We start from the raw sequence: 24,788 nt of genomic DNA, 5'->3' as shown, positions 1-24,788 counted from the left end.
CCCGCAAGCTACGCGGGGCGCCGGAGTGATCACTCCTCCCACACTTCTGCACAACCTCCCGCTGGTCAGGCGGCGAAGGAGATGGTTCACGTGTCCGCTACGCCCGTGCTGGCGTTGCGCGGGGTCTCCAAGCGATTCGGTGCCGTACAGGCGCTCACCGACGTAGAGCTTGAGGTCCATGCCGGTGAGGTGGTCGCCCTGGTCGGCGACAACGGCGCCGGAAAGTCCACGCTGGTCAAGACGATCGCCGGCGTGCACCCCATCGATGAGGGCGTCATCGAATGGGACGGCAGGTCCGTCCAGATCAACAAGCCGCACGACGCCCAGAACCTGGGCATCGCGACCGTCTACCAGGACCTCGCGCTGTGCGACAACATCGACGTCGTCGGCAACCTCTACCTGGGCCGGGAGATCCGCAAGCGCGGTGTCCTGGACGAGGTGGAGATGGAGCGCCGCTCCCGCGAGCTGCTCGACACGCTGTCGATCCGCATCCCCAGCGTGCGCATCCCGATCGCCTCGCTGTCCGGCGGCCAGCGCCAGACGGTGGCCATCGCGCGGTCCATGCTCGGCGAGCCCAAGCTGGTCATCCTCGACGAGCCCACCGCCGCCCTCGGCGTCGAGCAGACCGCGCAGGTCCTCGACCTCGTCGAGCGGCTGCGCGAGCGCGGCCACGCCGTCATCCTCATCAGCCACAACATGGCCGACGTCAAGGCCGTCGCGGACAAGGTCGCCGTGCTGCGTCTCGGTCGCAACAACGGCATCTTCGAGGTCAAGTCGACCTCGCAGGAAGAGATCATCTCCGCCATTACGGGCGCCACCGAAAACGCCGTGACCCGCCGTGCGGCGCGCACGAACGGGGAGGTTTCCAAGTGAGTATCGATAAGACCTCCGCGACTCCGGGAGCCCCCGAAGACCACGTGGTGGAGAACCCCGAGGCGGCCAAGGCCGCCACCACGGTGGTCGACCCCCGGCTGCTGGTGCGCGAGCAGGGCTTCGCGGGCTACGTCACCGAGTTCAAGCGGAAGATGAAGTCCGGTGACCTGGGCTCCATCCCGGTGGTCGTCGGCCTGGCCATCATCTGGATCATCTTCCAGAGCCTGAACTCCAACTTCCTCACCGCGGGCAACCTGTCCGACATGTCCGTCGCCATGGTCGGCACCGGCATGATCGCCGTCGGCATCGTGTTCGTGCTGCTGCTCGGCGAGATCGACCTGTCGGTCGGCTCGGTCAGCGGTGTGGCGGGCGCGAGCTTCGCCGTGCTCAACGTCACCAACGGCATGAACGAGTGGCTCGCCTTCGCGCTGGCCATCGTCACCGGCACGGTCGCCGGCGCGCTGCACGGCTTCTTCTTCGCGAAGATCGGCGTTCCCGCGTTCGCCGTCACGCTGGCCGGCCTGCTGTTCTGGAACGGCTTCATGCTCCAGATCCTGGGCGACAACGGCACGATCAACCTCGACCCGGACGGGGTCGTGGCCCAGCTGACCAGCTACTACTTCTCCGACGTGGCCGCCGCCTACGGTCTGGCCGCGGTGGTGACCGCCGGGTACTTCCTCAGCTCCTTCCTCGGCAACCGGCGGCGCGAGGCCGCGGGCGTGCCGTCGCGGCCGCTGAGCGAGACGGTGGTGCGGACGGTCCTGCTCGCCGTCCTGGCCTTCGCCGTCGCGATCGTCTTCAACCAGTACAAGGGCCTGCCGCTGGCCGTGGTGATCTTCATCGTGGTGCTCCTGGTCACGGACTTCGTGCTGCGGCGGACCGCGTACGGGCGGAAGGTGTTCGCGCTCGGCGGCAGCGTCGAGGCGTCGAGGCGTGCCGGTATCAACGTCGAGCTGGTCCGGATCTCGGTGTTCGCGATCTCCGGGACGTTCGCCGCGGTGGGCGGTCTGTTCATCGCGTCGAAGATCGCCGCGGCGAACCAGGGCGCGGGCGGCGGTGACCTGCTGATGAACGCGATCGCCGCCGCGGTGATCGGCGGTACGTCGCTGTTCGGCGGCCGCGGGCGGACGTGGAACGCGCTGCTCGGTGTGCTGGTGATCGTGTCGATCCAGTACGGGCTCGCCCTGGAGGGCATCGCCTCTCCGGTGCAGTACATGATCACCGGTGGTGTGCTGTTGGCCACGGTCGTGATCGACGCGGTGACGCGCAAGACGCAGAAGACCGCGGGGCGCGCGTAGCGCTGACCGACCCCCTGTGCCCGGCATCGAGAGGTGCCGGGCACAGTTGTGTCGTAGCCGGGCACAGTTGTGTCGTAGGTGTGGCACAACTTGGGTACAGCCGAAAGCGTGATGTATGCCCCACGGCCTCGGCGCAGCCCTCAGGAGCGGAACATTAGACTCGACACGCCCGGCAACAGCTCGATCAGCTCTACTGCAAGGAGGCACGGGTGCCGCTGCTGACCCGTATCAGGGGACCGCGCGATCTGGACCGGCTCAGCCTGGAGGAGCTGAACCAGCTGGCGGAGGAGATCCGGAGCTTCCTCGTCGAAGCGGTCTCCAAGACCGGCGGTCACCTCGGCCCCAATCTCGGCGTGGTGGAGCTCACCATCGCCCTGCACCGGGTCTTCGACTCGCCCAGGGACAAGGTGCTCTGGGACACCGGCCACCAGTCCTACGTCCACAAGCTGCTCACCGGCCGTCAGGACTTCTCCAAGCTCAAGATGAAGGGCGGCCTGTCCGGCTACCCCTCGCAGGCCGAGTCCGAGCACGACGTCATCGAGAACTCGCACGCCTCGACCGTCCTCGGCTGGGCCGACGGCATCGCCAAGGCCAACCAGATCATGGACCGCGACGACCACGTGGTCGCCGTGATCGGTGACGGGGCCCTGACCGGCGGCATGGCCTGGGAGGCGCTGAACAACATCGCCGACGCCAAGGACCGGCCCCTCGTCATCGTCGTCAACGACAACGAGCGGTCCTACGCGCCGACCATCGGCGGTCTCGCCAACCACCTCGCGACGCTGCGGACGACGGACGGCTACGAGCGCTTCCTCGCCCGCACCAAGGAGGTGCTGGAGCGCACGCCCGTCGTCGGCCAGGCGCTCTACGACACCCTGCACGGCGCCAAGAAGGGCCTGAAGGACTTCATCGCGCCGCAGGGCATGTTCGAGGACCTCGGCCTGAAGTACGTCGGCCCGATCGACGGCCACGACCTCGAGGCCCTGGAGTCCGCGCTCGCCAAGGCCAAGCGGTTCGGCGGGCCGGTCATCGTGCACTGCCTCACCGAGAAGGGCCGCGGCTACCAGCCCGCCCTCCAGGACGAGGCCGACCGCTTCCACGCCGTCGGCAAGATCCACCCCGACACGGGCCTGCCGATCAAGACCTCCGGCGCCGACTGGACCTCCGTCTTCGGCGACGAGATGGTCGAACTCGGCAAGGAGCGCGAGGACATCGTCGCCATCACGGCCGCGATGCTCCAGCCGGTGGGCCTGGAGAAGTTCGCCAAGCGCTTCCCTGACCGGGTCTACGACGTCGGCATCGCCGAGCAGCACGGCGCCGTGTCGGCGGCCGGCCTGGCGAGCGGCGGAGTGCACCCGGTGTTCGCCGTGTACGCCACCTTCCTCAACCGCGCCTTCGACCAGGTGCTGATGGATGTGGCCCTGCACAAGTGCGGTGTCACCTTCGTGCTGGACCGGGCCGGTGTCACCGGCACCGACGGGGCCTCCCACAACGGCATGTGGGACATGTCGATCCTGCAGGTCGTGCCGGGCCTGCGGCTGGCCGCGCCGCGTGACGCCGACCAGGTCCGCGCACAGCTGCGCGAGGCCGTCGCGGTCGACGACGCGCCGACCGTGGTCCGCTTCTCCAAGGGCGCCGTAGGTCCCGCCGTACCCGCAGTCGGCCGCGTCGGCGGCATGGACGTGCTGCGCGAGCCCGGCACCGACCGGCCGGACGTGCTGCTGGTCTCGGTCGGCGCCCTCGCCCCGATGTGCCTGGAGATCGCCGGTCTGCTCGACAAGCAGGGCATCTCCGCCACCGTCGTCGACCCGCGCTGGGTCAAGCCCGTCGACGAGGCCATGGCCCCGCTCGCCGAGCGGCACCGCGTGGTCGTCACCGTCGAGGACAACAGCCGGGTCGGTGGTGTGGGATCGGCGATCGCGCAGGCACTGCGTGACGCGGGTGTGGATGTGCCGCTGCGTGACTTCGGCATCCCGCCGCGCTTCCTCGACCACGCCACGCGTGCCGAGATCCTCGCCGAGATCGGCCTCACCGCGCCGGACATCGCCCGGCAGGTGACCGGGCTGGTCGCCAAGCTGGACGGGCGGTACGAGCGGGCTGCCGTTGACTCCGTGGACGCGGTGGACTCCGTGGAGTCCGTGCGCGACTGACGCGGCTCAGGCGGCCGACACGGCCGAACGGGTTCGGATGGGCCGGTTTCACCACCGTGAAGGGTGGTGAAACCGGCCCGTTGGCGTGAAATCTTCCCCGCCGGGGCATACGGATGGTTGCCCCCTCTCGATCATGTCGAGGACGACAAGCGTGGGAGGTACTCCGTGAGCAGCACCCTCTTCCGGACGAAGAAGGTCGAGCAGTCCATCCTCGACACCGAGGAGCCAGAGCACGCGCTCAAGAAATCCTTGTCCGCGCTGGATCTGACCGTCTTCGGCGTCGGCGTCATCATCGGCACCGGCATCTTCGTCCTCACCGGCACCGTCGCCAAGGACAACGCCGGGCCCGCGACGGCTCTGGCGTTCGTCGCGGCCGGCGTCGCCTGCGCGCTGGCCGCGCTCTGCTACGCCGAGTTCGCGTCCACGGTCCCGGTCGCCGGGTCCGCCTACACGTTCTCGTACGCCTCCCTCGGCGAGCTGCCCGCCTGGATCATCGGCTGGGACCTGGTCCTGGAATTCGCGCTCGGGACGGCGGTGGTGGCCGTCGGCTGGTCGGGCTACATCCAGTCGCTCATGGACAACGCGGGCTGGACGATGCCCGCGGCCCTGGGCAGCCGGGAGGGCGCCGACGCCTTCGGCTTCGACATCCTCGCCGCCGCGCTCGTCCTCGTCCTCACCGGCATCCTCGTGGTCGGTATGAAGCTGTCCGCGCGCATCACGTCGATCGTCGTCGCCATCAAGGTGACGGTTGTCCTCGTCGTGATCATCGCGGGCGCGTTCCTCATCAAGGGCGACAACTACGACCCGTTCATCCCGAAGGAGCAGCCCGTAGAGGCCGGGGCCAGTCTCGATTCCCCGCTGATCCAGCTCATGTTCGGCTGGGCGCCCTCCAACTTCGGCGTGATGGGCATCTTCACCGCCGCCTCGGTCGTGTTCTTCGCCTTCATCGGCTTCGACGTCGTGGCCACGGCCGCGGAGGAGACCAAGAACCCGCAGCGCGACATGCCGCGCGGCATCCTCGGCTCCCTCGTGATCTGCACGACGCTGTACGTCCTCGTGTCGATCGTCGTCACCGGTATGCAGCACTACAGCGAACTGTCGGTCGACGCGCCGCTCGCCGACGCCTTCAAGGCGACCGGGCATCCGTGGTTCGCGGGCTTCATCAGCTTCGGGGCCGCGGTCGGCCTGACCACGGTGTGCATGATCCTGCTCCTCGGCCAGACCCGGGTGTTCTTCGCGATGAGCCGCGACGGGCTGCTGCCTCGGTTCTTCTCGCGCGTCCACCCGCGGTTCAAGACCCCGCACCGGCCGACGATCCTGCTCGGCGTGATCATCGCGGTGCTGGCGGGCTTCACGCCGCTGACCGAACTCGCCGCGCTGGTGAACATCGGCACGCTGTTCGCCTTCGTGGTCGTCGCCATCGGTGTGATCATCCTCCGCAAGACGCGTCCCGACCTGCCGCGGGCCTTCCGGACCCCGTGGGTGCCGGTCATCCCCATCCTGTCGGTGTGCGCCTCGCTGTGGCTGATGATCAACCTGCCCGCCGAGACGTGGGTGCGGTTCGGGATCTGGATGGCCGCCGGGTTCATCGTGTACTTCCTCTACGGCCGCACGCACAGCCGCCTCGGGAAGGGAGAGGAAGCCGAGAACACGCCGTAGTCGCCGCCGGATGCCTGCGGCGGGGTGCGCGTCGCGCCTGATGCCGGGTGGTGGGTCGGGGCCGTGTCGGGGGGTGTCCGTCCTCGGAAGGCGCGATGGGGTCGGACGCCGACTCGCTGTCCGTTGACGCGCCAACCAGCTGCGGGCGGACACCCCCCGACACGTCCCCTTCCGTGCGTCGGCGGGTGCGGGTCCGCTCAGCTGCGGGCATGCGTGCCGCTGGGGGCGGCACGGGTGGGCGCAGCGGCACCTCGTTGCGCCGAGCTGCGGACCCACCCGGCTTGAGCACCGACGCCGAGCGCTCCGTCGCGCCGAGTTGCACAACGCCCGGCTCCTACGGACGCACCGTACGCGGCCCCGCCACGTCCGCCCCCAGCTCCCCGACTCGCCGCCGCAGCTCCCGGTCCGCCGTGACGACCAGTACGGACCGCTCCGCCGCCCCCGCGACCACCTCGGTGATGTGATCGTCACCGCTGCCCGGCGCCGACTCCACCCGCACCCCCGGCACCGACTCCACCCCCCGAGCGGCCCCCTCCACCACGAGCAGGATCTCCACCGGCCCGGAAACCCCCGGCACCCCGTCCGACGCCAACCGGTCGCGCAGCCGCTCCGCGGCACCCCGTCGGTCCCGCCACCAGCCGTCCGGTACCGATCCGACGACGTTCGCGGCGTCGACGACGACGAGGAGGGGCGTGTTGTCGTTCATGCGGCCAGGGTCGCACGGCGGTTGTCGGCCAGGCAGGGGGCGGGCCGCGCACGGAGCCGTCCCACCCGCATAAAGTGAACTGGTGAACGGCGACTGGCTCATCCGCGGCCGCGACGGCCGCCTCACCGTCTATCTCCCCTCCGGCGACGCCGTCCTGTGCCGTGCGGAACGCGGCCCCGCCGGCTCCTGGGACGCTCCCCGCACCGTCGGCGGCGGCCAGAAGCTGCACCCGGGCCCGGCGATCGGCCAGGGTGCCGACGGGTACACCCATCTGGCCGCCTGGCGGCCCACGGTGCCCGGCGAGTCGGGGCTCGTGCATTCGACGCACTTCCGGCCCCGGCTCGCGCCCCTGGACTGGGTCTCGATCGGGCACCCGGACAAGAAGGGTGACCGGACGGGACCACCGGCCGTCGCCGTCGACGCCGCGGGGCGGGGTTACGTCTTTGTCCGGAACCGGATGGGTGGGGTGAGCCTGCGGAACCAGAAGGTGAAAGGCGGCTGGGGGGCCTGGCAGAATCTCGAAGGCAGCGGTGTCGAGGGGAAGTTGGCCGCGGTGACGGGGGAGTCGGGGCTGGTCGAGGTGTACGCTTCCGGTCCCGGCGGGATCGTGCACTGGCGGCAGGAAGCGGACGGGAAGACGCCGGTGCGGACCGAGGGGGTGGACGTGGCCGTCCGTCCGGGGACCCTGGCCGCACTCGCCACCTCCGCCGAGCACACCACCCTCTTCTTCACGGACACCTCGGGCGACCTGTGCGCCTGGCGGCCGGGCAAGAAGCCGGTGACGCTCATCGCGTCCGCCGGGCCCGGGCCGGTGTCCGCCGTGCGCTGTGACATCGAGGGGCACGACTGCGTCGTCCTCGCCCAGCGCTCGGCGAGCGGCCGGGTCGCCTTCGCCGCCTATCCCACGGAGCAGGAGTCGGCCGGCGCCTGGTGGACCGAGTCGGGCCCCCGACTGCCTGTCGAGGCGACGGTGTCGCTGGCGCTCGACGAGCACGACCAGGTCGTTGCCGCGAGTGTGTCCCCAATGACCGGGACGCTCCTGCTCGCCCGCCGCAAGGACGAACCGGGGCTGGCGCTCACCGCGTGGCAGGAGCTCTGAGACTTCTCAGAGCTCCACCAGCAGTCGATCGACTTTGCACGTTGCAGACAAAGGGAGTTCAGATGACAGTGGGACGAAGACTGTTCCTTGGCGCCTTCACCGCGGGCGCCGTGACCGTCGCCACCGGATCGGAGGCGGCAGCGGCCGACGACGGGTACACCCAGTACGCCGCCCCCGCTGCGTTCTACGGCGCGTCGCCGACCGAGTACGCCGTGAAGATCAACTACGCGGCAACGTCCGGCGACAAGGCGGCGTTGAACGTGACGTCGGTCAACCCGGAGTCGTCCGCGATGTACCTCAGTGGTGCAGAGCGGGCCCAGCGCGGCACACTGAAGATCACCCACAACGGGTATGCCGACGGCTCGGACCACGGCGCCTCGGGGATCTCCATCAACCTCAGGACGGAGGGGACGGCCGCCCAGGGCATCTTCGTCACCGCGACCGACGCCCCGACCAAGGGCGCACTGATAGTGCTGCGCAACAACCCCGGCCTGGAGGACTTCGTCGTCAAGGGCAGCGGACGCACCGGCATAGGCATCGGCATCGGAGCCACTCCCGGCGGCCAGCTCCACGTGGTCCAGCGGTCCGAGGCGCCCGCCCTGCTCGTCGAGGGCACGACGCGGCTCGACGGTACGGCGCGCCTCGACGACGTCGCCGCCGAACCGGCCAAGGAGCAGGGCGGCGGCTCCCTCTTCGCACGCGGCGGTGCCCTGTACTGGAAGGGCGGCAACGGCAAGGTCACCCTCCTGGCCCAGGCCTAGGGGGACCGCGATGGAACTGACACCCGAGCAGCTCGTAGCGGAGTTCCAGGACGCCGTGATGGAGCTGTACTTCGCTCGTAAGCGCATCGCCGTCCTGGAGGCGGAGAACGCCGCGTTGAGGACACGGTTCGAAGCCGCCGAACAGCGCGGCACATGAGAGGAGGGCCTCCGCGCACCGCGGAGGCCCTCCTCACTCACCCCACGGGGGGAGTCACGCCGGGACGCTCGCGACACCTTGCGCGAGGAACCTCTTGCCGTTGACCCGCTCGGAGACGCCCTCGCGGTCCAGGTACGGCGTGATGCCGCCCAGGTGGAACGGCCAGCCGGCGCCCGTGATGAGGCACAGGTCGATGTCCTGCGCCTCCGCGACGACGCCCTCGTCGAGCATGATCCCGATCTCCTGTGCCACCGCGTCCAGCACGCGCGTGCGGACCTGCTCCTCCGTCAGGACGCTGTCGCCCTGCTTGAGGAGCGCGGCGACCTCCGGGTCCAGCTCCGGCTTGCCGCTGTCGTAGACGTAGAAGCCGCGCTTGCCGGCCTTGACGACGGCCGCGAGGTTCGGGGAGACCGTGAAGCGGTCCGGGAACGCCCTGTTGAGCGTCTCGGAGACGTGCAGACCGATAGCCGGGCCGACCAGCTCCAGCAGGACCAGCGGCGACATCGGCAGACCGAGCGGCTCGACGGCCTTCTCGGCGACGGCGACCGGGGTGCCCTCGTCGATGACGCTCTGGATCTCGCCCATGAAGCGGGTCAGGATGCGGTTCACGACGAACGCCGGGGCGTCCTTGGTGAGGACCGCGGTCTTCTTCAGCTTCTTGGCGACGGCGAACGCCGTGGCCAGGGAGGCGTCGTCGGTCTTCTCCCCGCGCACGATCTCCAGGAGCGGGAGGACCGCGACCGGGTTGAAGAAGTGGAAGCCGACGACCCGCTCGGGGTTCTTGAGCTTCGACGCCATCTCCGAGACGGAGAGGGAGGAGGTGTTCGTCGCGAAGATGGCGTGCGCCGGGGCGACCGCCTCGACCTCCGCGAACACCTGCTGCTTGACGCCGATCTCCTCGAACACGGCCTCGATGACGAAGTCCGCGTCCGCGAAGCCCTCGGCCTTGTCCAGCACACCGGACACCAGCGCCTTGAGGCGGTTGGCCTTGTCCTGGTTGATACGGCCCTTGCCGAGCAGCTTGTCGATCTCGGCGTGGACGTAGCCCACACCCTTGTCGACGCGCTCCTGGTCGATGTCGGTCAGTACGACCGGCACCTCGAGGCGGCGCAGGAACAGCAGCGCGAGCTGGCTGGCCATCAGACCGGCGCCGACGACACCGACCTTGGTGACCGGGCGGGCCAGGTTCTTGTCCGGGGCGCCGGCCGGGCGCTTGCCGCGCTTCTGCACCAGGTTGAAGGCGTAGATGCCGGAGCGCAGTTCACCGCCCATGATCAGGTCAGCGAGCGCCTTGTCCTCGGCGTCGTAGCCCTGCTGGAGGTCGCCGTTCTTGGCGGCGGCGATGATGTCCAGGGCGCGGTAGGCGGCCGGGGCCGCGCCGTGCACCTTGGAGTCCGCGATGAAACGGCCCTTGGCGACGGCCTGGTCCCAGGCCTCGCCGCGGTCGATCACCGGGCGCTCGATCTCGATCTCGCCCTTGAGGACGGTCGCGGTCCAGATCAGCGACTGCTCCAGGAAGTCCGCGCCCTCGAAGATGGCGTCGGCGATCCCGAGCTCGTAGACCTGCTTGCCCTTGAGCTGCTTGTTCTGGTTGAGGCTGTTCTCGATGATCACCGAGACGGCCTTCTCCGGGCCGATCAGGTTCGGCAGCAGGGCGCAGCCGCCCCAGCCGGGGACCAGACCGAGGAAGACCTCGGGGAGTGAGAACGCCGGGAGGGCCGCGGAGACGGTCCGGTAGGTGCAGTGCAGACCGACCTCGACACCGCCGCCCATCGCGGCGCCGTTGTAGTACGCGAAGGTCGGGACCGCCAGCTTGGACAGCCGCTTGAAGACCTCGTGGCCGCCCTTGCCGATGGCGAGGGCGTGCTCGTACTCCTTGAGGATCTCCACGCCCTTGAGGTCGGCGCCGACCGCGAAGATGAACGGCTTGCCGGTGAGGCCGGCGCCGACGATCTCGCCGTCCGCGGCCTCCTTCTCCACCTGGTCGATCGCGGCGTTCAGATTCGCCAGCGAGGCCGGGCCGAAGGTGGTCGGCTTGGTGTGGTCCAGGCCGTTGTCCAGGGTGATCAGGGCGAAGCGCCCGGCACCCAGGGGGAGGTCGAAGTGGCGGACGTGCGCCTGCGTGACGACCTCGTCCGGGAACAGCTCGGAAGCCTGCTTCAGAAGCTCGGCGGTGGTGCTCACTTGTCCCCCTCGAAGTGCGGGTTCTCCCAGATGACCGTCGCGCCCATGCCGAAGCCGACACACATGGTGGTCAGGCCGTAGCGGACGTGCGGCTGCTCCTCGAACTGGCGGGCCAGCTGCGTCATCAGACGGACGCCGGAGGAGGCCAGCGGGTGGCCGAAGGCGATGGCGCCGCCGTACTGGTTGACGCGCGCGTCGTCGTCGGCGATGCCGTAGTGGTCGAGGAACGCCAGGACCTGGACGGCGAAGGCCTCGTTGATCTCGAACAGGCCGATGTCGGAGATCGACAGGCCCGCCTGGGCCAGCGCCTTCTCCGTCGCCGGGATCGGGCCGTAGCCCATGACCTCCGGCTCGACGCCCACGAAGGAGTAGGAGACCAGGCGCATCTTGACGGGGAGGTCGTGCTCCCGCGCGAACTCCTCGGAGGCGATGACCGAGGCGGTGGCACCGTCGTTCAGACCGGCCGCGTTACCGGCGGTGACCCGGCCGTGCACACGGAACGGGGTCTTCAGGCCGGAGAGGTTCTCCAGGGTCGTGCCCGGGCGCATCGGCTCGTCGGCGGTGACCAGGCCCCAGCCCGTCTCGCCGGCCTCGGGGGAGGTACGGCGTACGGAGACCGGCACCAGGTCGGCCTGGATCTTGCCGTCGGCGTACGCCTTGGCGGCCTTCTCCTGGGAGCGCACGGCGTACTCGTCGGCGCGCTGCTTGGTGATCTGCGGGTAACGGTCGTGCAGGTTCTCCGCGGTCATGCCCATGAACAGGGCCGACTCGTCGACCAGCTTCTCGCTCACGAACCGCGGGTTCGGGTCGACGCCCTCGCCCATGGGGTGGCGGCCCATGTGCTCGACACCGCCGGCGATGGCGACGTCGTAGGCACCGAAGGCGACGGAACCGGCGACCGCGGTCACGGCCGTCAGGGCGCCCGCGCACATGCGGTCGATGGAGTAACCCGGCACGGACTGCGGCAGACCGGCGAGGATCCCCGCGGTACGGCCGATGGTGAGGCCCTGGTCGCCGATCTGCGTGGTCGCGGCGATGGCGACCTCGTCGATCTTCTTCGGGTCGAGACCGGGGTTGCGGCGCAGCAGCTCCCGGATCGCCTTCACGACGAGGTCGTCGGCACGGGTCTCGTGGTAGATGCCCTTCGGTCCCGCCTTGCCGAATGGGGTGCGGACGCCGTCGACGAAGACGACGTCCCTGACGGTACGAGGCACGATGGCTCTCCTCCAGGGTCCGGAACTGCATTGCTGCTGCGAGAGGCGCTGAGCGCGCGCTCAGGCCCATGCTACTTATGGGTAACGTAGCTGCACAGCCCTGACAGGCGGAGCGGTGAAGGTCACACCTTCGGGGGTGCCGTGGACCCCCGAGGCGTCAGCACCGGCGTAGGCACGGGATGCGATCCGGCCGTCCCCTCTCCGGTGATCACCCCGAACAACGTCCGGGCCACCTCCGCCCCGAACCCGTGCACGTCATGGCTCATCGCGGACAGCGTCGGATGCGTCAGCCGGCACAGCTGCGAGTCGTCCCACGCCAGCAGCGACACATCGTCCGGCACCCGCAGCCCCATCTCCGCCGCGACCGACAATCCCGCCACCGCCATGATGTCGTTGTCGTAGACGATCGCGGTCGGCCGATCCGGCGCCGAGGCGGTCAACAGCGACCGCGTCGCCCGCGCCCCCGCGTCGCCGGAGAAGTCCGTCGCGACCTGCCACGCCCCGGCCAGCGCCCCCGCCGCCTCGTCGAACGCCGCCGTCCGGATGGCCGTGTGCCCGAGGGCCGCCGCCCCGCCGACCCGGGCGATCCGCCGGTGCCCGAGCGCGGCCAGATACCGCACCGCCTCCGTCACGGCCGTGGCGTCGTCCGTCCACACCGAGGTGAGCCCCCCGGTCAGCGAGGGATGCCCGACCGCGACCACCGGCAGCCCGAGCCGCTCCGCCAGTCCCACCCGGGGGTCGTCGGCGCGGAAGTCGACGAGGATCGACCCGCCGATCTGCCGCCCCCGCCACCACGACTCCTGGACCCCGATCTCCTCGTCCATATTCCGTACGAGCCTCAGCAGCAGGGAGCAGGAGTGCTCGGCCAGCACGCTCTCGACACCCGAGATGAACTCCATGTACCAGGGCTCGAGCCCCAGCACCCGCGCCGGCCTGCACACCGCGAGACCCACCACGTCCACGCGCGAACCGGCCAGCGTCCGCGCCGTGAGGTTCGGTGCCCAGCCCAGCTCCCGCGCCGCCCGGAAGATCCGGTCCCGGGTCGCCTCCGACAGGCCCGGTTTGTGGTTGAAGGCGAGCGACACGGCACCCTTGGACACACCGGCACGCGCGGCGACGTCCTTGATGGTGACGCGGGAGGCCGGCGTTGCCGTCATCGGGTGGGCTCCACGCAGTACAGGGCCGAACGGGCACTCCGGGCGTCCGGAGTCTTCCAGCCGCGCACCCCGATGGTCACCTCTTCACCCGGCAGCAGCGTGACCAGTCCTCGGTCGGCCCGGGCCGCCGGATCCAGCCGGTCGGCCTGGAGCAGCAGGTCCCGGACCAGGGTGCGAGCGGTCACGGTGATGCCGCCCGGGGCGAGCGCGACCTCGAACCGCGGTGCGGGATAGAGGACTTCGCGGTCCGGCACCGGGAAGTGCAGCACCCGCGGCCCGTCCGCGCCGAGATCAGCGTCCGCGACCAGGAACTCCTTGGGCCCGGCGGGCGTCAGCTCGAGCGGGACACCGACCCGGGCCACGGTCCGCCTATCGGCAGCCAGTTGCACGGCCGCCTGCCCCAGCACCTCGCCCTCGACGGACATCCGGCGCAGGGTCAGGGTCCCGGTCCAGTCCTCCGCGCCCTGGTTCACGGCGGCCAGCACCAGCCCGCCGTCCTCCTCCTGGAGCGTCAGCAACCGGTCCGCGTACAGTCGCTTCAGCTCGTGGTACAGCGGCTTCTCCCGGCCGTCGCCGTCGACCGCCGCCCACGAGGTCACCGGCCAGCAGTCGTTGAGCTGCCAGACGACCGTGCCCGCGCACACCGGCCAGTGCGAGCGCCAGTGCTCGATCCCGGCGGCGACCGCACGCGCCTGGTTGACCTGCGTCAGGTAGTGCCAGCGGTCGAAGTCCCCGTCCGGTACGGCGAAATGACGGGCCAGCCCCCGCTCCAGCTTGCCGTTCCCGTCGTCGGCCTTCTGGTGGTGCAGCATGCCGGGGGAGTCCGGCGCGAGTTCCTCCCCGGGCAGCGCGCGGCGCAGGGTGGCGTACGCGGGCGGCGCCTGCCAGCCGAACTCGGCGACGAACCGCGGCACGCTCAGCCGGTAGTCGGCGTAGTCCTCCCGGTTCCACACCTCCCACGAGTGGTGGGTGCCGTGCGCCGGGTCGTTCGGGTGGTGCCGCCAGGACCCGGACCAGGGGCTGCCCGCCGTGTACGGCCGGGTCGGGTCCAACTCGGCCACCACACGCGGCAGCACGCCCAGGTAGTAGCCCTCGCCCCAGGAGTCCCCGGCCAGCCTCGGCTCCCACTCCCAGTCCCGGAAGCCCCACAGGTTCTCGTTGTTGCCGTTCCACAGCACCAGCGACGGATGCGGCATCAGCCGTACGACGTTCTCCCGCGCCTCGGCCTCCACCTCGCCCCGCAGCGGCTGCTCCTCCGGGTAGGCCGCGCAGGCGAAAGGGAAGTCCTGCCAGACCAGCAGCCCGAGTTCGTCGCAGGCGTCGTAGAAGTCCTCGCTCTCGTAGAGCCCGCCGCCCCAGATCCGTACGAGGTCCACGCCCGCCCCGGCGGCCTGCCCCAGCCGCTCCCGGTAGCGCTCGCGGGTGACGCGGGACGGGAAGACGTCGTCGGGGATCCAGTTGACGCCGCGTGCGAAGAGCCGCTCGCCGTTGACGACGAGGGTGAACCCGGTGCCGTGCGCGTCGGGCCGCTGGTCCAGCTCGACGGTCCGGAAGCCGATCCGCCGCCGCCACACGTCCAGGGCGGCGTCCTCGCTCAGCAAGCTCAACTCGACGTCGTACAGCGGCTGTTCGCCATACCCGCGCGGCCACCACAGCTCCGGGTCCGGCACCCGCAGCCGTACCACCCCGCGCGCCCCGTCCAGCTCCGCCCGGGCCCGCACCCCGCCCACCGTCGCCTCCACGGCCAGCGGCACCTCGACCCGGGTCCGCTCGACGTCCACGGCCAGCTCGACGACTCCCACGCCCTCCTCAAGGGTGACCAGTGGACGCACCCGGGCGATCCGGGCCGTCGACCAGCGCTCCAGGCGCACCGGCCGCCAGATGCCGGCCGTCACCAGGGTCGGCCCCCAGTCCCAGCCGAAGGAGCAGGCCATCTTGCGGAGGTACTGGTACGGCTCGGCGTAGGCGGCGGGCCGCTCGCCCAGCCGTCCCCGCACGGCCTCGGCCTCGGCGTAGGCGGAGACGAACCGCACCGACAGCAGCCCGGAGAGCCCCGTCACATCGAACCGGTACGAGCGGTGCATGTTCCGCACCGTGCCCAGCAGCCGCCCGTCCAGGGAGATCTCGGCGATGGTGTCGAGCCCGTCGAAGACCAGGTCCGTCTGCTCCTGCGCGGACGACGCGGACGACCCCGTGAGCTCCCGCTCGTACGTCCAGTCCCGGCGCCCCACCCACGCCACCTCGGACTCGCCCTGGCCCAGGAACGGATCCGGGATCACCCCGGCCGCCATCAGGTCGGTGTGCACGCAGCCCGGCACGGAGGCCGGCAGTGGGTCCGACTCGTGCCGCAGGATCCATCCGTCGCCGAGCGGTGTGGCCTCCAGCATGCGCACTCCCTTAACCGGTCCAGTGAAGTGTCGTGTTCAGGTTTTCGCATCGTTGGCGGGAATGGGACTTTACCGGTTGAGGAAAGCGCTGTCAGAGTGCCGAACCAGCCATACCGCACGTGCTCTTCCGTCCCGAGTTCCTCTCCGCGAACGGAGCTGACGCACATGAATCGCCGTACCGTCCTCGCCCTCGCCGTGGGCGCGGCCATGCTCGCCTCGGGCTGCACCGGCACCGGAGGCACCTCCAAGGGTGCTGATGCCGAGGCGCCCGACGATCCCGCCAAGGTCGGCGGGACCATCACCGTCCTCACCCACCGGACCGACCTCGTGCAGGACGGGACGATGAAGAAGTACGCCGCCGAGTTCAACAAGACCTACCCCAAGGTGAAGGTCGAGTTCGAGGGCCTCACCGACTACGAGGGCGAGGTCAAGATCCGTATGAACACGGAGAACTACGGCGACGTCCTCATGATCCCGGCCGTGATCGAGAAGAAGGACTACCCGAAGTTCTTCGCCTCGCTGGGCACCCGGGCCGAGCGGAGCAAGAAGTACCGCTTCACCGACTACACCACCGTGCAGGGCAAGGTCTACGGGCAGAGCCCGATCGGCGTGGTCCCCGGCTTCGTCTACAACAAGAAGGTCTGGAGCGCGGCCGGCATCACCGACTGGCCCACGACACCTGCCGAGTTCCTCGACGACCTCAAGGCGATCAAGTCCAAGTCCGAGGCGGTCCCGTACTACACCAACTTCAAGGACATGTGGCCGCTGACCCAGTGGACGAACGTCAACGGCTCGGTCGGCTGCGACACCGGGGCCACCACGCGCCTCGCCGAGGGCAACCCGTGGGCCGACGGCGCCGACCTGCGGGTCGCCGACACGCTGCTCCACGACATCGTGAAGTCGGACCTCATCGAGAAGGACCCGACGACCACCAACTGGGAGGCGTCCAAGCCCCGCCTGGCGAAGGGCGAGATCGCCACGATGTGGCTGGGATCCTGGGCGATCGTGCAGATGCAGGCCGCGGCGAAGCAGGCCGGCACCGACCCGGCCGATATCGGCTTCATGCCCTTCCCCGCCCAGAAGAACGGCACGTTCTGCGCGGTGACGTCCCCCGACTACCAGCAGGCCGTCAACGTCAACTCCGACCACAAGGCCGCCGCCCGCGCCTGGATCGACTGGTTCACCGACAAGTCCGGCTACGCGGGCGCCAACCTCGCCCTCTCGCCTCTCAAGGACGCCCCGCTGCCCGACGTCCTGAAGCCGTACGAGGAGGCGGGTGTGAAGCTCCTCGACATCGACGACACCAAGGGCGCCGAGGTCAAGTCCCTCGACAACCAGTCCGAGGTCGGCATCTACAAGCCCGACTACCGCCAGGACCTCGTCGATCTCGCCCGGGGTGCGCGCAAGGGGAGCCTGGACGACTTCCTGGCCGGGCTCGGCGACAAGTGGACCGAGGCGCAGCGGAACCTGGGGTCCTGATGGCCCACCCCACCCGGCGGTGGCGGGGCGTGACTCCCTGGCTGTTCCTCCTCGCCCCGCTCGTCCTGCTGATCACGTTCACCTACGCGCCGATCGTCAACATGGTCGCGTACAGCTTCACCGACTGGGACGGTGTCAGCCCCGAGCTGCACTACACGGGCGCCGAGAACTACGCCGAACTCTTCACCCGCTCCGAGCTGTTCGAGGTGTTCTTCGTCAGCGGGTACTACCTCGCCGCCTCCGTGGTGCAGATCGTTGCCGCGCTCTACTTCGCCACCGTCCTGAGCTTCAACGTCCGCTTCCGCAACTTCTTCAAGGGCGTGCTCTTCTTCCCGTACCTGATCAACGGCGTCGCGATCGGCTTCGTCTTCCTGTACTTCTTCCAGGACGGCGGCACCCTGGACGCGATCCTGGGCCTCGTCGGCTACGACGGAGACCGCGCCTGGCTCGGTACACCCGCCTCGGCCAACGTCTCCCTCGCCGGCGTCTCGGTCTGGCGCTACATGGGCCTGAACTTCGTCCTCTTCCTCGGGGCGATCCAGTCCATCCCGGGGGAGTTGTACGAGGCGGCCGAGATCGACGGGGCGAACCGGTGGCAGCAGTTCCGCCACATCATCGCCCCCGGCATCCGGCCCGTGCTGAGTCTGTCGGTGATCCTGTCCGTCTCCGGGTCGCTGTCGGTCTTCGAGATCCCGTACATCATGACCGGAGGCGCGACCGGCACCGAGACCTTCGTGATCCAGACGGTGAAGCTGGCCTTCCAGTTCAACAAGACGGGCCTCGCCTCGGCGGCGGCCGTCGTACTGCTGCTGATCATCCTGGCGGTGACCTGGGTGCAGCGGCGCCTCGTCCCGGACGACAAGGTGGACCTCGTATGACGCGCCGTACGGTGGCCCGCGCCCTCGTGCATCTGTCCCTGATCCTCGCGACACTGGTCGTGTTCCTGCCGCTGGCCGTGGTCTTCCTGACCTCGCTGAAGACCTCCGGGGAGATGGCCGACGACAGCGGCGCCCTCACGCTGCCCGACGACCCGCTCAACTTCTCCAACTACGTGACCGCGTTCCAGGACGGCCGGATGCTCTCGGCCTTCGGCAACACGGCGATCATCCTGGTCGTCGCCATCGGGGGCACGGTCCTGATCGGCTCGATGACGGCGTACGCCATCGACCGTTTCCGGTTCCGCTTCCGGAAGCTGGTCCTGGCCCTGTTCCTGGTCGCCGCGCTGGTCCCCGGGGTGACCACCCAGGTGGCCACCTTCCAGATCGTCAACAGCGTCGGCATGTTCGACAGCCTCTGGGCGCCGATCGCGCTCTACATGGGCACGGACATCGTCTCGATCTACATCTTCCTGCAGTTCGTACGATCGATCCCGGTCTCGCTCGACGAGTCGGCCCGGCTGGACGGCGCCAACGCCTTCACGGTCTACCGGAAGATCATCTTCCCGCTCCTGAAGCCGGCGATCGCGACGGTCGTGATCGTGAAGGGGATCAACGTCTACAACGACTTCTACATCCCCTTCCTCTACATGCCCTCCGAAGATCTTGGCGTGATCTCGACGTCCCTGTTCCGCTTCAAGGGCCCGTTCGGTGCCCACTGGGAGACCATCTCGGCGGGCGCGATCCTGGTCATCGCCCCGACGCTGGTCGTCTTCCTGCTCCTGCAGCGCTTCATCTACAACGGCTTCACCAGGGGAGCGACCAAGTGATGACGATGCCCTGGGAGTGTCCGCAAAGTCCGTCGTCCGCCCGCGGGGAAGCGGGACTTTGCGGACACCCCCCAGGGGCGCGGGGAACTGCGCGACAAGCCGAAGACCACCCGCAGCCGCCGTACGCGCGAAGCCCTACGGCGGCTAGGCCTCCTTGACGGACAGAGCCTCCACCAGCACCGGAGTCACCAACTCCACCTGCCACGGCCGCGCACCATGCCCCGTAAGCGCGGCTTCTACGGACTCGGCATCCACAGCCACCGGCGGCTCCCAGCAAACCCGCCTCACGGTATCCGGCGTGATCAGATTCTCCTGCGGCATGTTGATCTGCTCGGCCAGCGCCGAAACCCCCGCCCGCGCCGCGGACAACCGCGCCGCGGCGACCGGATCCTTGTCGGCCCAGGCCCGCGGCGGCGGCGGCCCCGCAACCGGCTGCCCCGGCTGCGGCAACTGCGCCTCGGTCAGCGCCTTCGCCCGATCCACGGCAGCCTGCCACTGCTCCAGCTGCCGCTTGCCCGTCCGGTGTCCGAAGCCGTTCAGCGCGGCGAGCGCGTGCACGTTGGCCGGAAGTGCCAGCGCGGCCTCCACGATGGCCGTGTCCCCGAGCACCTTGCCGGGCGAGACGTCCCTGCGCTGCGCGATCCGGTCCCGGGTCTGCCACAGCTCCCGGACGACGGCCAGCTGCCGCCGCCGGCGCACCTTGTGCATGCCGGACGTACGCCGCCAGGGATCCTTGCGGGGCTCGGGCGGCGGGGCCGAGGCGATCGCGTCGAACTCCTGGCGGGCCCACTCCAGCTTGCCCTGCCGGTCCAGCTCCTTCTCCAGCGCGTCGCGCAGGTCGACGAGCAGCTCGACGTCCAGCGCCGCGTACCGCAGCCAGGGCTCGGGCAGCGGCCGGGTGGACCAGTCGACTGCGGAGTGTCCCTTCTCCAGGACGAAACCGAGCACGCCCTCGACCATCGCGCCGAGGCCGACCCGGGGGAATCCGGCGAGCCGCCCGGCCAGCTCGGTGTCGAACAGCCGTGTCGGCACCATGCCTATCTCGCGCAGGCAGGGCAGGTCCTGGGTGGCGGCGTGCAGCACCCACTCGACGCCGGAGAGGGCCTCGCCCAGGGCGGAAAGGTCGGGGCAGGCCACGGGGTCGATCAGAGCCGAGCCGGCGCCCTCGCGGCGTAGCTGCACCAGGTAGGCACGCTGGCCGTAGCGGTAGCCGGACGCCCGCTCGGCGTCGACGGCGACGGGGCCGGTACCCGCCTCGAAGGCGGCGATCATCCGGGTCAGGGCGGTCTCGTCCGCGATCACGGGCGGAATGCCCTCGCGCGGTTCCAGCAAGGGGATCGGCGCCTCCGTAGCAGAAGATCCGCCGTCGTCCGGAGGGGCGCCTCCGGTGGTTCGCAGTGAGCTGTCTGCTGCGGTGTCGTGGGCGTCGGTCACATGTCAAGGGTATCCATGTATGGACAGCGCCCGCCGACGGAACGTTCCGTCGGCGGGCGCCCGAGGGTCGCAAACCAGTCACGTCGGGGAAGTACGGGGTTCGCGAGCCGCGCGTGGGGTGACGGGGACCGGCGGCCGATCCCGTTCACGTGAGTGAATGATCACAAAGGGTCATGGCGGAGCGGATCAGTGGATGATCCCGGTCCGCAGCGCCACCGCCACCATGCCGGCGCGGTCGCCCGTGCCGAGCTTGCGGGCGATGCGGGCGAGGTGGCTCTTGACGGTCAGTGCGGACAGGCCCATCGAGACGCCGATCGCCTTGTTCGACTGGCCCTCCGCGACCAGTCGCAGCACCTCGACCTCGCGGCCGGACAGTTCGCGGTAGCCGCCCGGGTGACTCGGGGCACCCGGGGGGCGGCGGTGCAGACGCGCGGCGGCGGCGCCGATGGGGGCGGCGCCCGGCCGGGTGGGGAGCCCGACGTTGGTACGGGTGCCGGTGACGACGTAGCCCTTCACCCCGCCGGCGAGCGCGTTGCGCACGGCGGCGATGTCGTCGGCGGCGGAGAGGGCGAGGCCGTTGGGCCAGCCCGCGGCGCGGGTCTCCGACAGCAGGGTGAGGCCGGAGCCGTCCGGCAGATGGACGTCGGCGACGCAGATGTCGCGGGGGTTGCCGATGCGGGGACGAGCCTCCGCGATGGACGAGGCCTCGATGACGTCGCGCACACCGAGCGCCCACAGGTGGCGGGTGACGGTGGAGCGGACGCGCGGGTCGGCCACGACCACCATGGCGGTCGGCTTGTTCGGGCGGTAGGCGACCAGGCTTGCGGGCTGCTCGAGGAGAACGGACACCAGGCCTCCTGGGGTGCGGGACGGGGCCGGCTCGTGGGGATGAAGCCGGGACGAACCGTGCTTTCAAGGTCACAGTCGTCTTCGGCACCGAACCCGTCCGCCTTTAGAGAATGATCACGATTCGGTGATAACAATCCGTGCAATTCGGACACGCGGTCGATCATTCGAAGGTCGAACGGTTTCACTCTGCATCGATACGCGGTCGAAAGTGGCCGTATCGACAAAGTGATTCGGCCAAGAGGGGGACGCGGGTGTGATCGTCGACAGGACAACGCCGACCGCCCCCGCACAGGGTCGATCAGTGCGGGGGCGGTGCAGGTGGTGCGGGTTCGATCAGCGGGACTGTGGCCCTCGCCGTTGCGGCAGCGTCACCACCGACGCGTCCCCCGGCCCGGCCGGCGGCAGTCCCGCGACCTGGGCGAGCAGATCGCACCAGGCCGCCAGGTGCGCGGCCGTGTCCGGAACTCCGCCCAGGCCCTCGCGCGGCGTCCACGACGCGCGGATCTCGATCTGCGAGGCGGCCGGCCGCGCGGACAGACCGCCGAAGTAGTGCGAGCTCGCGCGCGTGACGGTGCCGCTCGGCTCCCCGCACGTCAGCCCGCGCGCCTGGAGCGCGCCGGTCAGCCAGGACCAGCACACCTCCGGCAGCAGCGGGTCCGACGCCATCTCCGGCTCCAGTTCCGCGCGCACCAGCGTCACCAGCCGGAACGTGCCTTGCCAGGCCTCGTGCCCCGCGGGGTCGTGCAGCAGCACCAGCCGGCCGTCGGCCAGGTCCTGGTCGCCGTCGACGACCGCCGCCTCCAGCGCGTAGGTGTAGGGGGCGAGCCGCTGCGGCGGGCGCGTCGGCTCGATCTCGATCTGGGGCCGCAGCCGCGCCGTCCTGAGCGCGTCGACGGCGGACCGGAAGGGCAGCGGGGCGGTGTCCGCCTCCCTCCGGTCGTTCTCGGTGTCCTTCCCTTCGTCCATTCCGCCAGCGCCGTCCGACAGTCGTCCCTGAGCCGCAGCCATGCGGGAAGGTTACGGGGACCGGGCCCCGGGCGCCGGGCTAGACACCCCGCGCCTCTCCAGGGGCTGAATCGCGCTCCTTGACGGCGTGCGAAACTTGGCCCCGTGAGTGCCAACGACGCCCCCCGGGCCCAGCAGCCGTCCGCCACGTACGAATCGGCCTTCCTCAAGGCCTGCCGGCGCGAGCCCGTGCCGCACACTCCGGTGTGGTTCATGCGGCAGGCCGGGCGCTCACTGCCGGAGTACCGCAAGGTGCGCGAGGGCATTCCGATGCTCGAGTCCTGCATGCGGCCCGAGCTGGTCACCGAGATCACGCTCCAGCCGGTGCGCCGGCACGACGTGGATGCGGCGATCTACTTCAGCGACATCGTCGTCCCGCTCAAGGCCATCGGCGTCGACCTCGACATCAAGCCCGGCGTCGGCCCGGTCGTCGAGCGCCCGATCCGCACCCGCGCGGACCTCGCGCAGCTGCGCGACCTGACCCCCGAGGACGTCTCCTACGTCACCGAGGCCATCGGCCTGCTGACGCGCGAACTCGGCGCCACGCCCCTCATCGGCTTCGCCGGCGCCCCGTTCACCCTCGCCAGCTACCTCGTCGAGGGCGGCCCGTCCCGCACGTACGAGAACGCCAAGGCGATGATGTACGGCGACCCCGAGCTGTGGGCCGACCTGCTCGACCGCCTCGCGGACATCACGACCGCCTTCCTGAAGGTGCAGATCGAGGCGGGCGCCTCCGCGGTCCAGCTGTTCGACTCCTGGGCCGGCGCCCTGGCCCCCGTCGACTACCGGCGTTCGGTGCTGCCCGCCTCGGCGAAGGTCTTCGAGGCCGTGGCCGGCTACGGCGTCCCGCGCATCCACTTCGGCGTCGGCACCGGCGAGCTGCTGGGCCTCATGGGCGAGGCCGGCGCGGACGTCGTCGGCGTCGACTGGCGCGTCCCGCTGGACGAGGCCGTCCGCCGCGTCGGCCCCGGCAAGGCGCTCCAGGGCAACCTCGACCCGACCGTGCTGTTCGCCCCGACGGAGGCCGTCGAGGCGAAGACCCGGGAGGTCCTGGAAGCGGCGGCGGGCCTGGAGGGCCATGTCTTCAACCTCGGCCACGGCGTCATGCCGTCCACCGACCCGGACGCGCTGACGCGGCTCGTGGAGTACGTCCACACGCACACGGCACGCTGACGGAACTCCGTCAGGACGACGGGCCCTCCCGGGTCGCCCGGATCAGCCACCAGGTGGCCGCGAGACAACCGGCCGTGGGCAGGGCCAGCAGCACCGGTACGGCGTCGACACCGGCCAGTTCGATCCCCTTGCCCAGCACCGGCCCGGCCGCGACCCCGCCGATCATCGAGGCGGCCTCCAGCGCGGTGAGGTGGGCGCGCTGCCCGGGAGTCGCGGCATGGGCCAGGTAAGTCTCGTCGAAGTCGGAGAACGCGGCCCAGCCCACCGGGTCCGGCAGGCGCAGACGGGGCGGCGGACCGGGGTCCCGGCCGCCGCCGGCCCGAACGGCAGGGTGTTGGTCATGCCGCCGTCCGGCGCGTCGCCGCGTACAGGGCCTCGACCACGCGGTCCAGCTCGCCGAGGGGCAGCCCCGCGTGCAACGGCGGATGCAGCACCCGGTCGTGCAGCCACTGATTCCGCGGCAGGTCCGCCTGCCCGAAGAACCGCTCGCGCACCGGTGTCTTCTGCCGGTGTGTCAGGACGGGGTAGTAGACGTCCGTTTCCGCCCCGCTCGCCCCCGCCAGCCGCTCCAGCAGCGCGTCACGGACCGCCGCACCGCCGGCCGCGAGGACGGGGAACAGGTGCCAGGAGTGGTCGGGAGCGAAGGCGGGCGTCTCGATCACGCCCTCCTCGGCCGGCGGCCGCAGCGCCTCCGCATAGCGCCGGGCGAGATACCGACCAGGCGTGGAACCTCCTCGACCACAACGCGGCCATGGCCCGCTGGTTCCCCTGGGTCCTGGGGCCCGGCGCCAACCTGACGCGCTGGGCACTGACCACGACCGTGGCCCGCGAGCAGATCGAGGACTGGCCCCTGCACGCCGCGCGGTACCTCGCGCTGCCTGCTTTCGCGCTGGTGCCCCGTCCTGACCGTCACCTCGCAGGTGCTGCTTCCCGCGTACCGGCAGGAGCTTCGCCATGTCCTGGTGCTGCCCGTGAATCGGTGAGTTCGGTGAACGCTGCCGTCGGGGCGTGCGTATGTGTCGGCAACCGCCCGCGGCGCGGGGAAGGCGGGTCGCGGGGCCGACGTGAGGAACAGGCGATGAACGACCGAGTTACTCCCGCGATGCACGCACTGCCCGACGGCGAGGCGGAGCTCACGCTGGTGGTGCGGCTGCCCTGGGAGGACGTGGCCCGTCTCGGCCAGGAGGCCGGGCGACTGGCCTCCCAGATGCGCCGGCCCGTGACGCTGGAGGAGGCGGTGAGTCATCGGTTGCGTTCGTCGCGGGCCGCTGCGCACGCGAAGCCGGCGGGGGAGCAGCCGCCGGCTGTGACGGCTTCGGCGTCGGTGTCGTCGTTGCCGTCCCGGCCGCCGGCGGAGCAGGCTCGGCAGGCGATCGACCGGATCAACGGGACTGTTGGGACCGCGTAGGGGGATTGCCGTAGGGGGTGCGGGTTCGTTGCCGGGTGCGGGGCCGGCGTGGCCGTTCGCGCGGTTCCCCGCGCCCCTGGAAAGAAGGGC

General features: G+C 70.4%; 22 protein-coding genes. 12 read left to right on the top strand and 10 right to left on the bottom strand.

The features are described 5' to 3' along the window. The first annotated feature begins 81 nt into the window (after window positions 1-81). The 4 genes from OG542_RS09095 (at window position 82) to OG542_RS09080 (ending at window position 5,980) form a co-directional block, all read left to right on the top strand. A complete protein-coding gene (locus OG542_RS09095) occupies window positions 82-873 on the top strand; it encodes an ATP-binding cassette domain-containing protein (RefSeq protein ID WP_193476560.1) in 792 nt (263 codons plus the stop codon). Then, window positions 870-2,171 carry a sugar ABC transporter permease gene (locus OG542_RS09090; protein WP_193476561.1) on the top strand — a complete coding sequence of 434 codons (1,302 nt, stop codon included), beginning with the start codon at window positions 870-872 and terminating at the stop codon, window positions 2,169-2,171. The genes OG542_RS09095 and OG542_RS09090 overlap by 4 nt, the downstream gene beginning before the upstream one ends. A 209-nt stretch (window positions 2,172-2,380) precedes the next feature. Further along, entirely contained in the window at window positions 2,381-4,321 is a 1,941-nt protein-coding gene (dxs, locus tag OG542_RS09085; protein WP_311128258.1) for a 1-deoxy-D-xylulose-5-phosphate synthase, read from the top strand. Window positions 4,322-4,486: 165 nt separating this feature from the next. Continuing rightward, window positions 4,487-5,980 carry an amino acid permease gene (locus OG542_RS09080; protein WP_311128259.1) on the top strand — a complete coding sequence of 498 codons (1,494 nt, stop codon included), beginning with the start codon at window positions 4,487-4,489 and terminating at the stop codon, window positions 5,978-5,980. 334 nt (window positions 5,981-6,314) lie between these two features. Here the strand turns inward: OG542_RS09080 and OG542_RS09075 are convergent, their stop codons facing one another. Further along, a complete protein-coding gene (locus tag OG542_RS09075; RefSeq protein WP_328409768.1) occupies window positions 6,315-6,686 on the bottom strand; it encodes an NTP pyrophosphohydrolase in 372 nt (123 codons plus the stop codon). Window positions 6,687-6,768: 82 nt separating this feature from the next. Between OG542_RS09075 and OG542_RS09070 the strand changes: the two genes are divergently transcribed. The 3 genes from OG542_RS09070 to OG542_RS09060 all read left to right on the top strand — a co-directional run bounded on the left by OG542_RS09070 (window position 6,769) and on the right by OG542_RS09060 (window position 8,703). Then, on the top strand, window positions 6,769-7,785 hold the full coding sequence (locus OG542_RS09070) for a PLL family lectin (RefSeq protein WP_328409766.1): 1,017 nt from the start codon (window positions 6,769-6,771) through the stop codon (window positions 7,783-7,785). A 62-nt stretch (window positions 7,786-7,847) separates the two neighbouring features. Next, window positions 7,848-8,546 carry a hyaluronoglucosaminidase gene (locus tag OG542_RS09065; RefSeq protein WP_311128262.1) on the top strand — a complete coding sequence of 233 codons (699 nt, stop codon included), beginning with the start codon at window positions 7,848-7,850 and terminating at the stop codon, window positions 8,544-8,546. A gap of 10 nt (window positions 8,547-8,556) precedes the next feature. Continuing rightward, window positions 8,557-8,703, top strand: a complete 147-nt coding sequence (locus OG542_RS09060; protein WP_328409764.1) for a hypothetical protein — start codon at window positions 8,557-8,559, stop codon at window positions 8,701-8,703. A gap of 54 nt (window positions 8,704-8,757) precedes the next feature. Here OG542_RS09060 and OG542_RS09055 read toward each other — a convergent pair whose 3' ends face one another. From OG542_RS09055 to OG542_RS09040, 4 genes are all read right to left on the bottom strand, one after another. Continuing rightward, entirely contained in the window at window positions 8,758-10,887 is a 2,130-nt protein-coding gene (locus OG542_RS09055) for a 3-hydroxyacyl-CoA dehydrogenase NAD-binding domain-containing protein (RefSeq protein WP_328409762.1), read from the bottom strand. After that, a complete protein-coding gene (locus tag OG542_RS09050) occupies window positions 10,884-12,101 on the bottom strand; it encodes a thiolase family protein (protein ID WP_193476570.1) in 1,218 nt (405 codons plus the stop codon). Before OG542_RS09050 ends, OG542_RS09055 begins: the two co-directional genes overlap by 4 nt. 122 nt (window positions 12,102-12,223) lie before the next feature. Then, window positions 12,224-13,258: a LacI family DNA-binding transcriptional regulator gene (locus OG542_RS09045; RefSeq protein WP_311128265.1), complete on the bottom strand. Its 1,035-nt coding sequence runs from the start codon at window positions 13,256-13,258 to the stop codon at window positions 12,224-12,226. Further along, window positions 13,255-15,645, bottom strand: coding sequence for a glycoside hydrolase family 2 protein (locus OG542_RS09040; RefSeq protein ID WP_328409760.1), 2,391 nt, complete (start codon window positions 15,643-15,645; stop codon window positions 13,255-13,257). Before OG542_RS09040 ends, OG542_RS09045 begins: the two co-directional genes overlap by 4 nt. Before the next feature lie 165 nt (window positions 15,646-15,810). On the opposite strand from OG542_RS09040, the gene OG542_RS09035 reads away from it, so the two are divergent. Genes OG542_RS09035 through OG542_RS09025 form a run of 3 tightly spaced genes read left to right on the top strand, consistent with a single transcriptional unit; the run spans window position 15,811 to window position 18,829 of the window. Continuing rightward, window positions 15,811-17,124 (top strand): ABC transporter substrate-binding protein, encoded by a 1,314-nt coding sequence (locus tag OG542_RS09035; protein ID WP_328409758.1) that lies wholly within the window; start codon window positions 15,811-15,813, stop codon window positions 17,122-17,124. Then, window positions 17,124-18,002, top strand: coding sequence for a carbohydrate ABC transporter permease (locus tag OG542_RS09030; protein ID WP_328409756.1), 879 nt, complete (start codon window positions 17,124-17,126; stop codon window positions 18,000-18,002). The genes OG542_RS09035 and OG542_RS09030 overlap by 1 nt, the downstream gene beginning before the upstream one ends. After that, complete coding sequence (locus OG542_RS09025; RefSeq protein ID WP_328409754.1) at window positions 17,999-18,829, top strand: carbohydrate ABC transporter permease; 831 nt, start codon at window positions 17,999-18,001, stop codon at window positions 18,827-18,829. Before OG542_RS09030 ends, OG542_RS09025 begins: the two co-directional genes overlap by 4 nt. Before the next feature lie 144 nt (window positions 18,830-18,973). Here the strand turns inward: OG542_RS09025 and OG542_RS09020 are convergent, their stop codons facing one another. The 3 genes from OG542_RS09020 to OG542_RS09010 form a co-directional block, all read right to left on the bottom strand. After that, window positions 18,974-20,263: a ribonuclease D gene (locus tag OG542_RS09020; RefSeq protein ID WP_328409752.1), complete on the bottom strand. Its 1,290-nt coding sequence runs from the start codon at window positions 20,261-20,263 to the stop codon at window positions 18,974-18,976. 186 nt (window positions 20,264-20,449) lie between these two features. After that, entirely contained in the window at window positions 20,450-21,112 is a 663-nt protein-coding gene (locus OG542_RS09015; protein WP_184589340.1) for a response regulator transcription factor, read from the bottom strand. Window positions 21,113-21,445: 333 nt separating this feature from the next. After that, window positions 21,446-22,120: a DUF3000 domain-containing protein gene (locus tag OG542_RS09010; protein ID WP_328409750.1), complete on the bottom strand. Its 675-nt coding sequence runs from the start codon at window positions 22,118-22,120 to the stop codon at window positions 21,446-21,448. Between the two features lie 102 nt (window positions 22,121-22,222). Between OG542_RS09010 and hemE the strand changes: the two genes are divergently transcribed. Further along, complete coding sequence (hemE, locus tag OG542_RS09005; protein WP_193476582.1) at window positions 22,223-23,290, top strand: uroporphyrinogen decarboxylase; 1,068 nt, start codon at window positions 22,223-22,225, stop codon at window positions 23,288-23,290. Window positions 23,291-23,300: 10 nt separating this feature from the next. On the opposite strand, the gene OG542_RS09000 is transcribed toward hemE, so the two are convergent. Then, the gene (locus OG542_RS09000; RefSeq protein WP_328409747.1) at window positions 23,301-23,555 is read right to left on the bottom strand and encodes a hypothetical protein; all 255 of its coding nucleotides are present in this window, start codon (window positions 23,553-23,555) and stop codon (window positions 23,301-23,303) included. Between the two features lie 73 nt (window positions 23,556-23,628). Beyond that, window positions 23,629-24,246, bottom strand: coding sequence for a DegT/DnrJ/EryC1/StrS family aminotransferase (locus tag OG542_RS08995; protein WP_328409745.1), 618 nt, complete (start codon window positions 24,244-24,246; stop codon window positions 23,629-23,631). Between the two features lie 122 nt (window positions 24,247-24,368). On the opposite strand from OG542_RS08995, the gene OG542_RS08990 reads away from it, so the two are divergent. Further along, the gene (locus OG542_RS08990) at window positions 24,369-24,698 is read left to right on the top strand and encodes a hypothetical protein (RefSeq protein WP_261682668.1); all 330 of its coding nucleotides are present in this window, start codon (window positions 24,369-24,371) and stop codon (window positions 24,696-24,698) included. The last annotated feature ends 90 nt before the right edge of the window (window positions 24,699-24,788 follow it).

It is taken from the genome of Streptomyces violaceus, from assembly GCF_036014075.1.
GTDB classification, from domain to species: Bacteria; Actinomycetota; Actinomycetes; order Streptomycetales; family Streptomycetaceae; genus Streptomyces; species Streptomyces violaceus.
This window is presented reverse-complemented; position numbering and strand designations above follow the sequence as displayed.

What these genes read in the sequence shown, in the direction of transcription:
- OG542_RS09095 (WP_193476560.1), top strand. Translation starts at nt 82, where the DNA reads ATGGTTCACGTGTCCGCTACGCCCGTGCTGGCGTTGCGCGGGGTCTCC.
- OG542_RS09075 (WP_328409768.1), bottom strand. Translation starts at nt 6,686, where the DNA reads ATGAACGACAACACGCCCCTCCTCGTCGTCGTCGACGCCGCGAACGTC.
- OG542_RS09065 (WP_311128262.1), top strand. Translation starts at nt 7,848, where the DNA reads ATGACAGTGGGACGAAGACTGTTCCTTGGCGCCTTCACCGCGGGCGCC.
- OG542_RS09060 (WP_328409764.1), top strand. Translation starts at nt 8,557, where the DNA reads ATGGAACTGACACCCGAGCAGCTCGTAGCGGAGTTCCAGGACGCCGTG.
- OG542_RS09045 (WP_311128265.1), bottom strand. Translation starts at nt 13,258, where the DNA reads ATGACGGCAACGCCGGCCTCCCGCGTCACCATCAAGGACGTCGCCGCG.
- OG542_RS09040 (WP_328409760.1), bottom strand. Translation starts at nt 15,645, where the DNA reads ATGCTGGAGGCCACACCGCTCGGCGACGGATGGATCCTGCGGCACGAG.
- OG542_RS09035 (WP_328409758.1), top strand. Translation starts at nt 15,811, where the DNA reads ATGAATCGCCGTACCGTCCTCGCCCTCGCCGTGGGCGCGGCCATGCTC.
- OG542_RS09030 (WP_328409756.1), top strand. Translation starts at nt 17,124, where the DNA reads ATGGCCCACCCCACCCGGCGGTGGCGGGGCGTGACTCCCTGGCTGTTC.
- OG542_RS09025 (WP_328409754.1), top strand. Translation starts at nt 17,999, where the DNA reads ATGACGCGCCGTACGGTGGCCCGCGCCCTCGTGCATCTGTCCCTGATC.
- OG542_RS09010 (WP_328409750.1), bottom strand. Translation starts at nt 22,120, where the DNA reads ATGGCTGCGGCTCAGGGACGACTGTCGGACGGCGCTGGCGGAATGGAC.
- OG542_RS08995 (WP_328409745.1), bottom strand. Translation starts at nt 24,246, where the DNA reads ATGGCGAAGCTCCTGCCGGTACGCGGGAAGCAGCACCTGCGAGGTGAC.
- OG542_RS08990 (WP_261682668.1), top strand. Translation starts at nt 24,369, where the DNA reads ATGAACGACCGAGTTACTCCCGCGATGCACGCACTGCCCGACGGCGAG.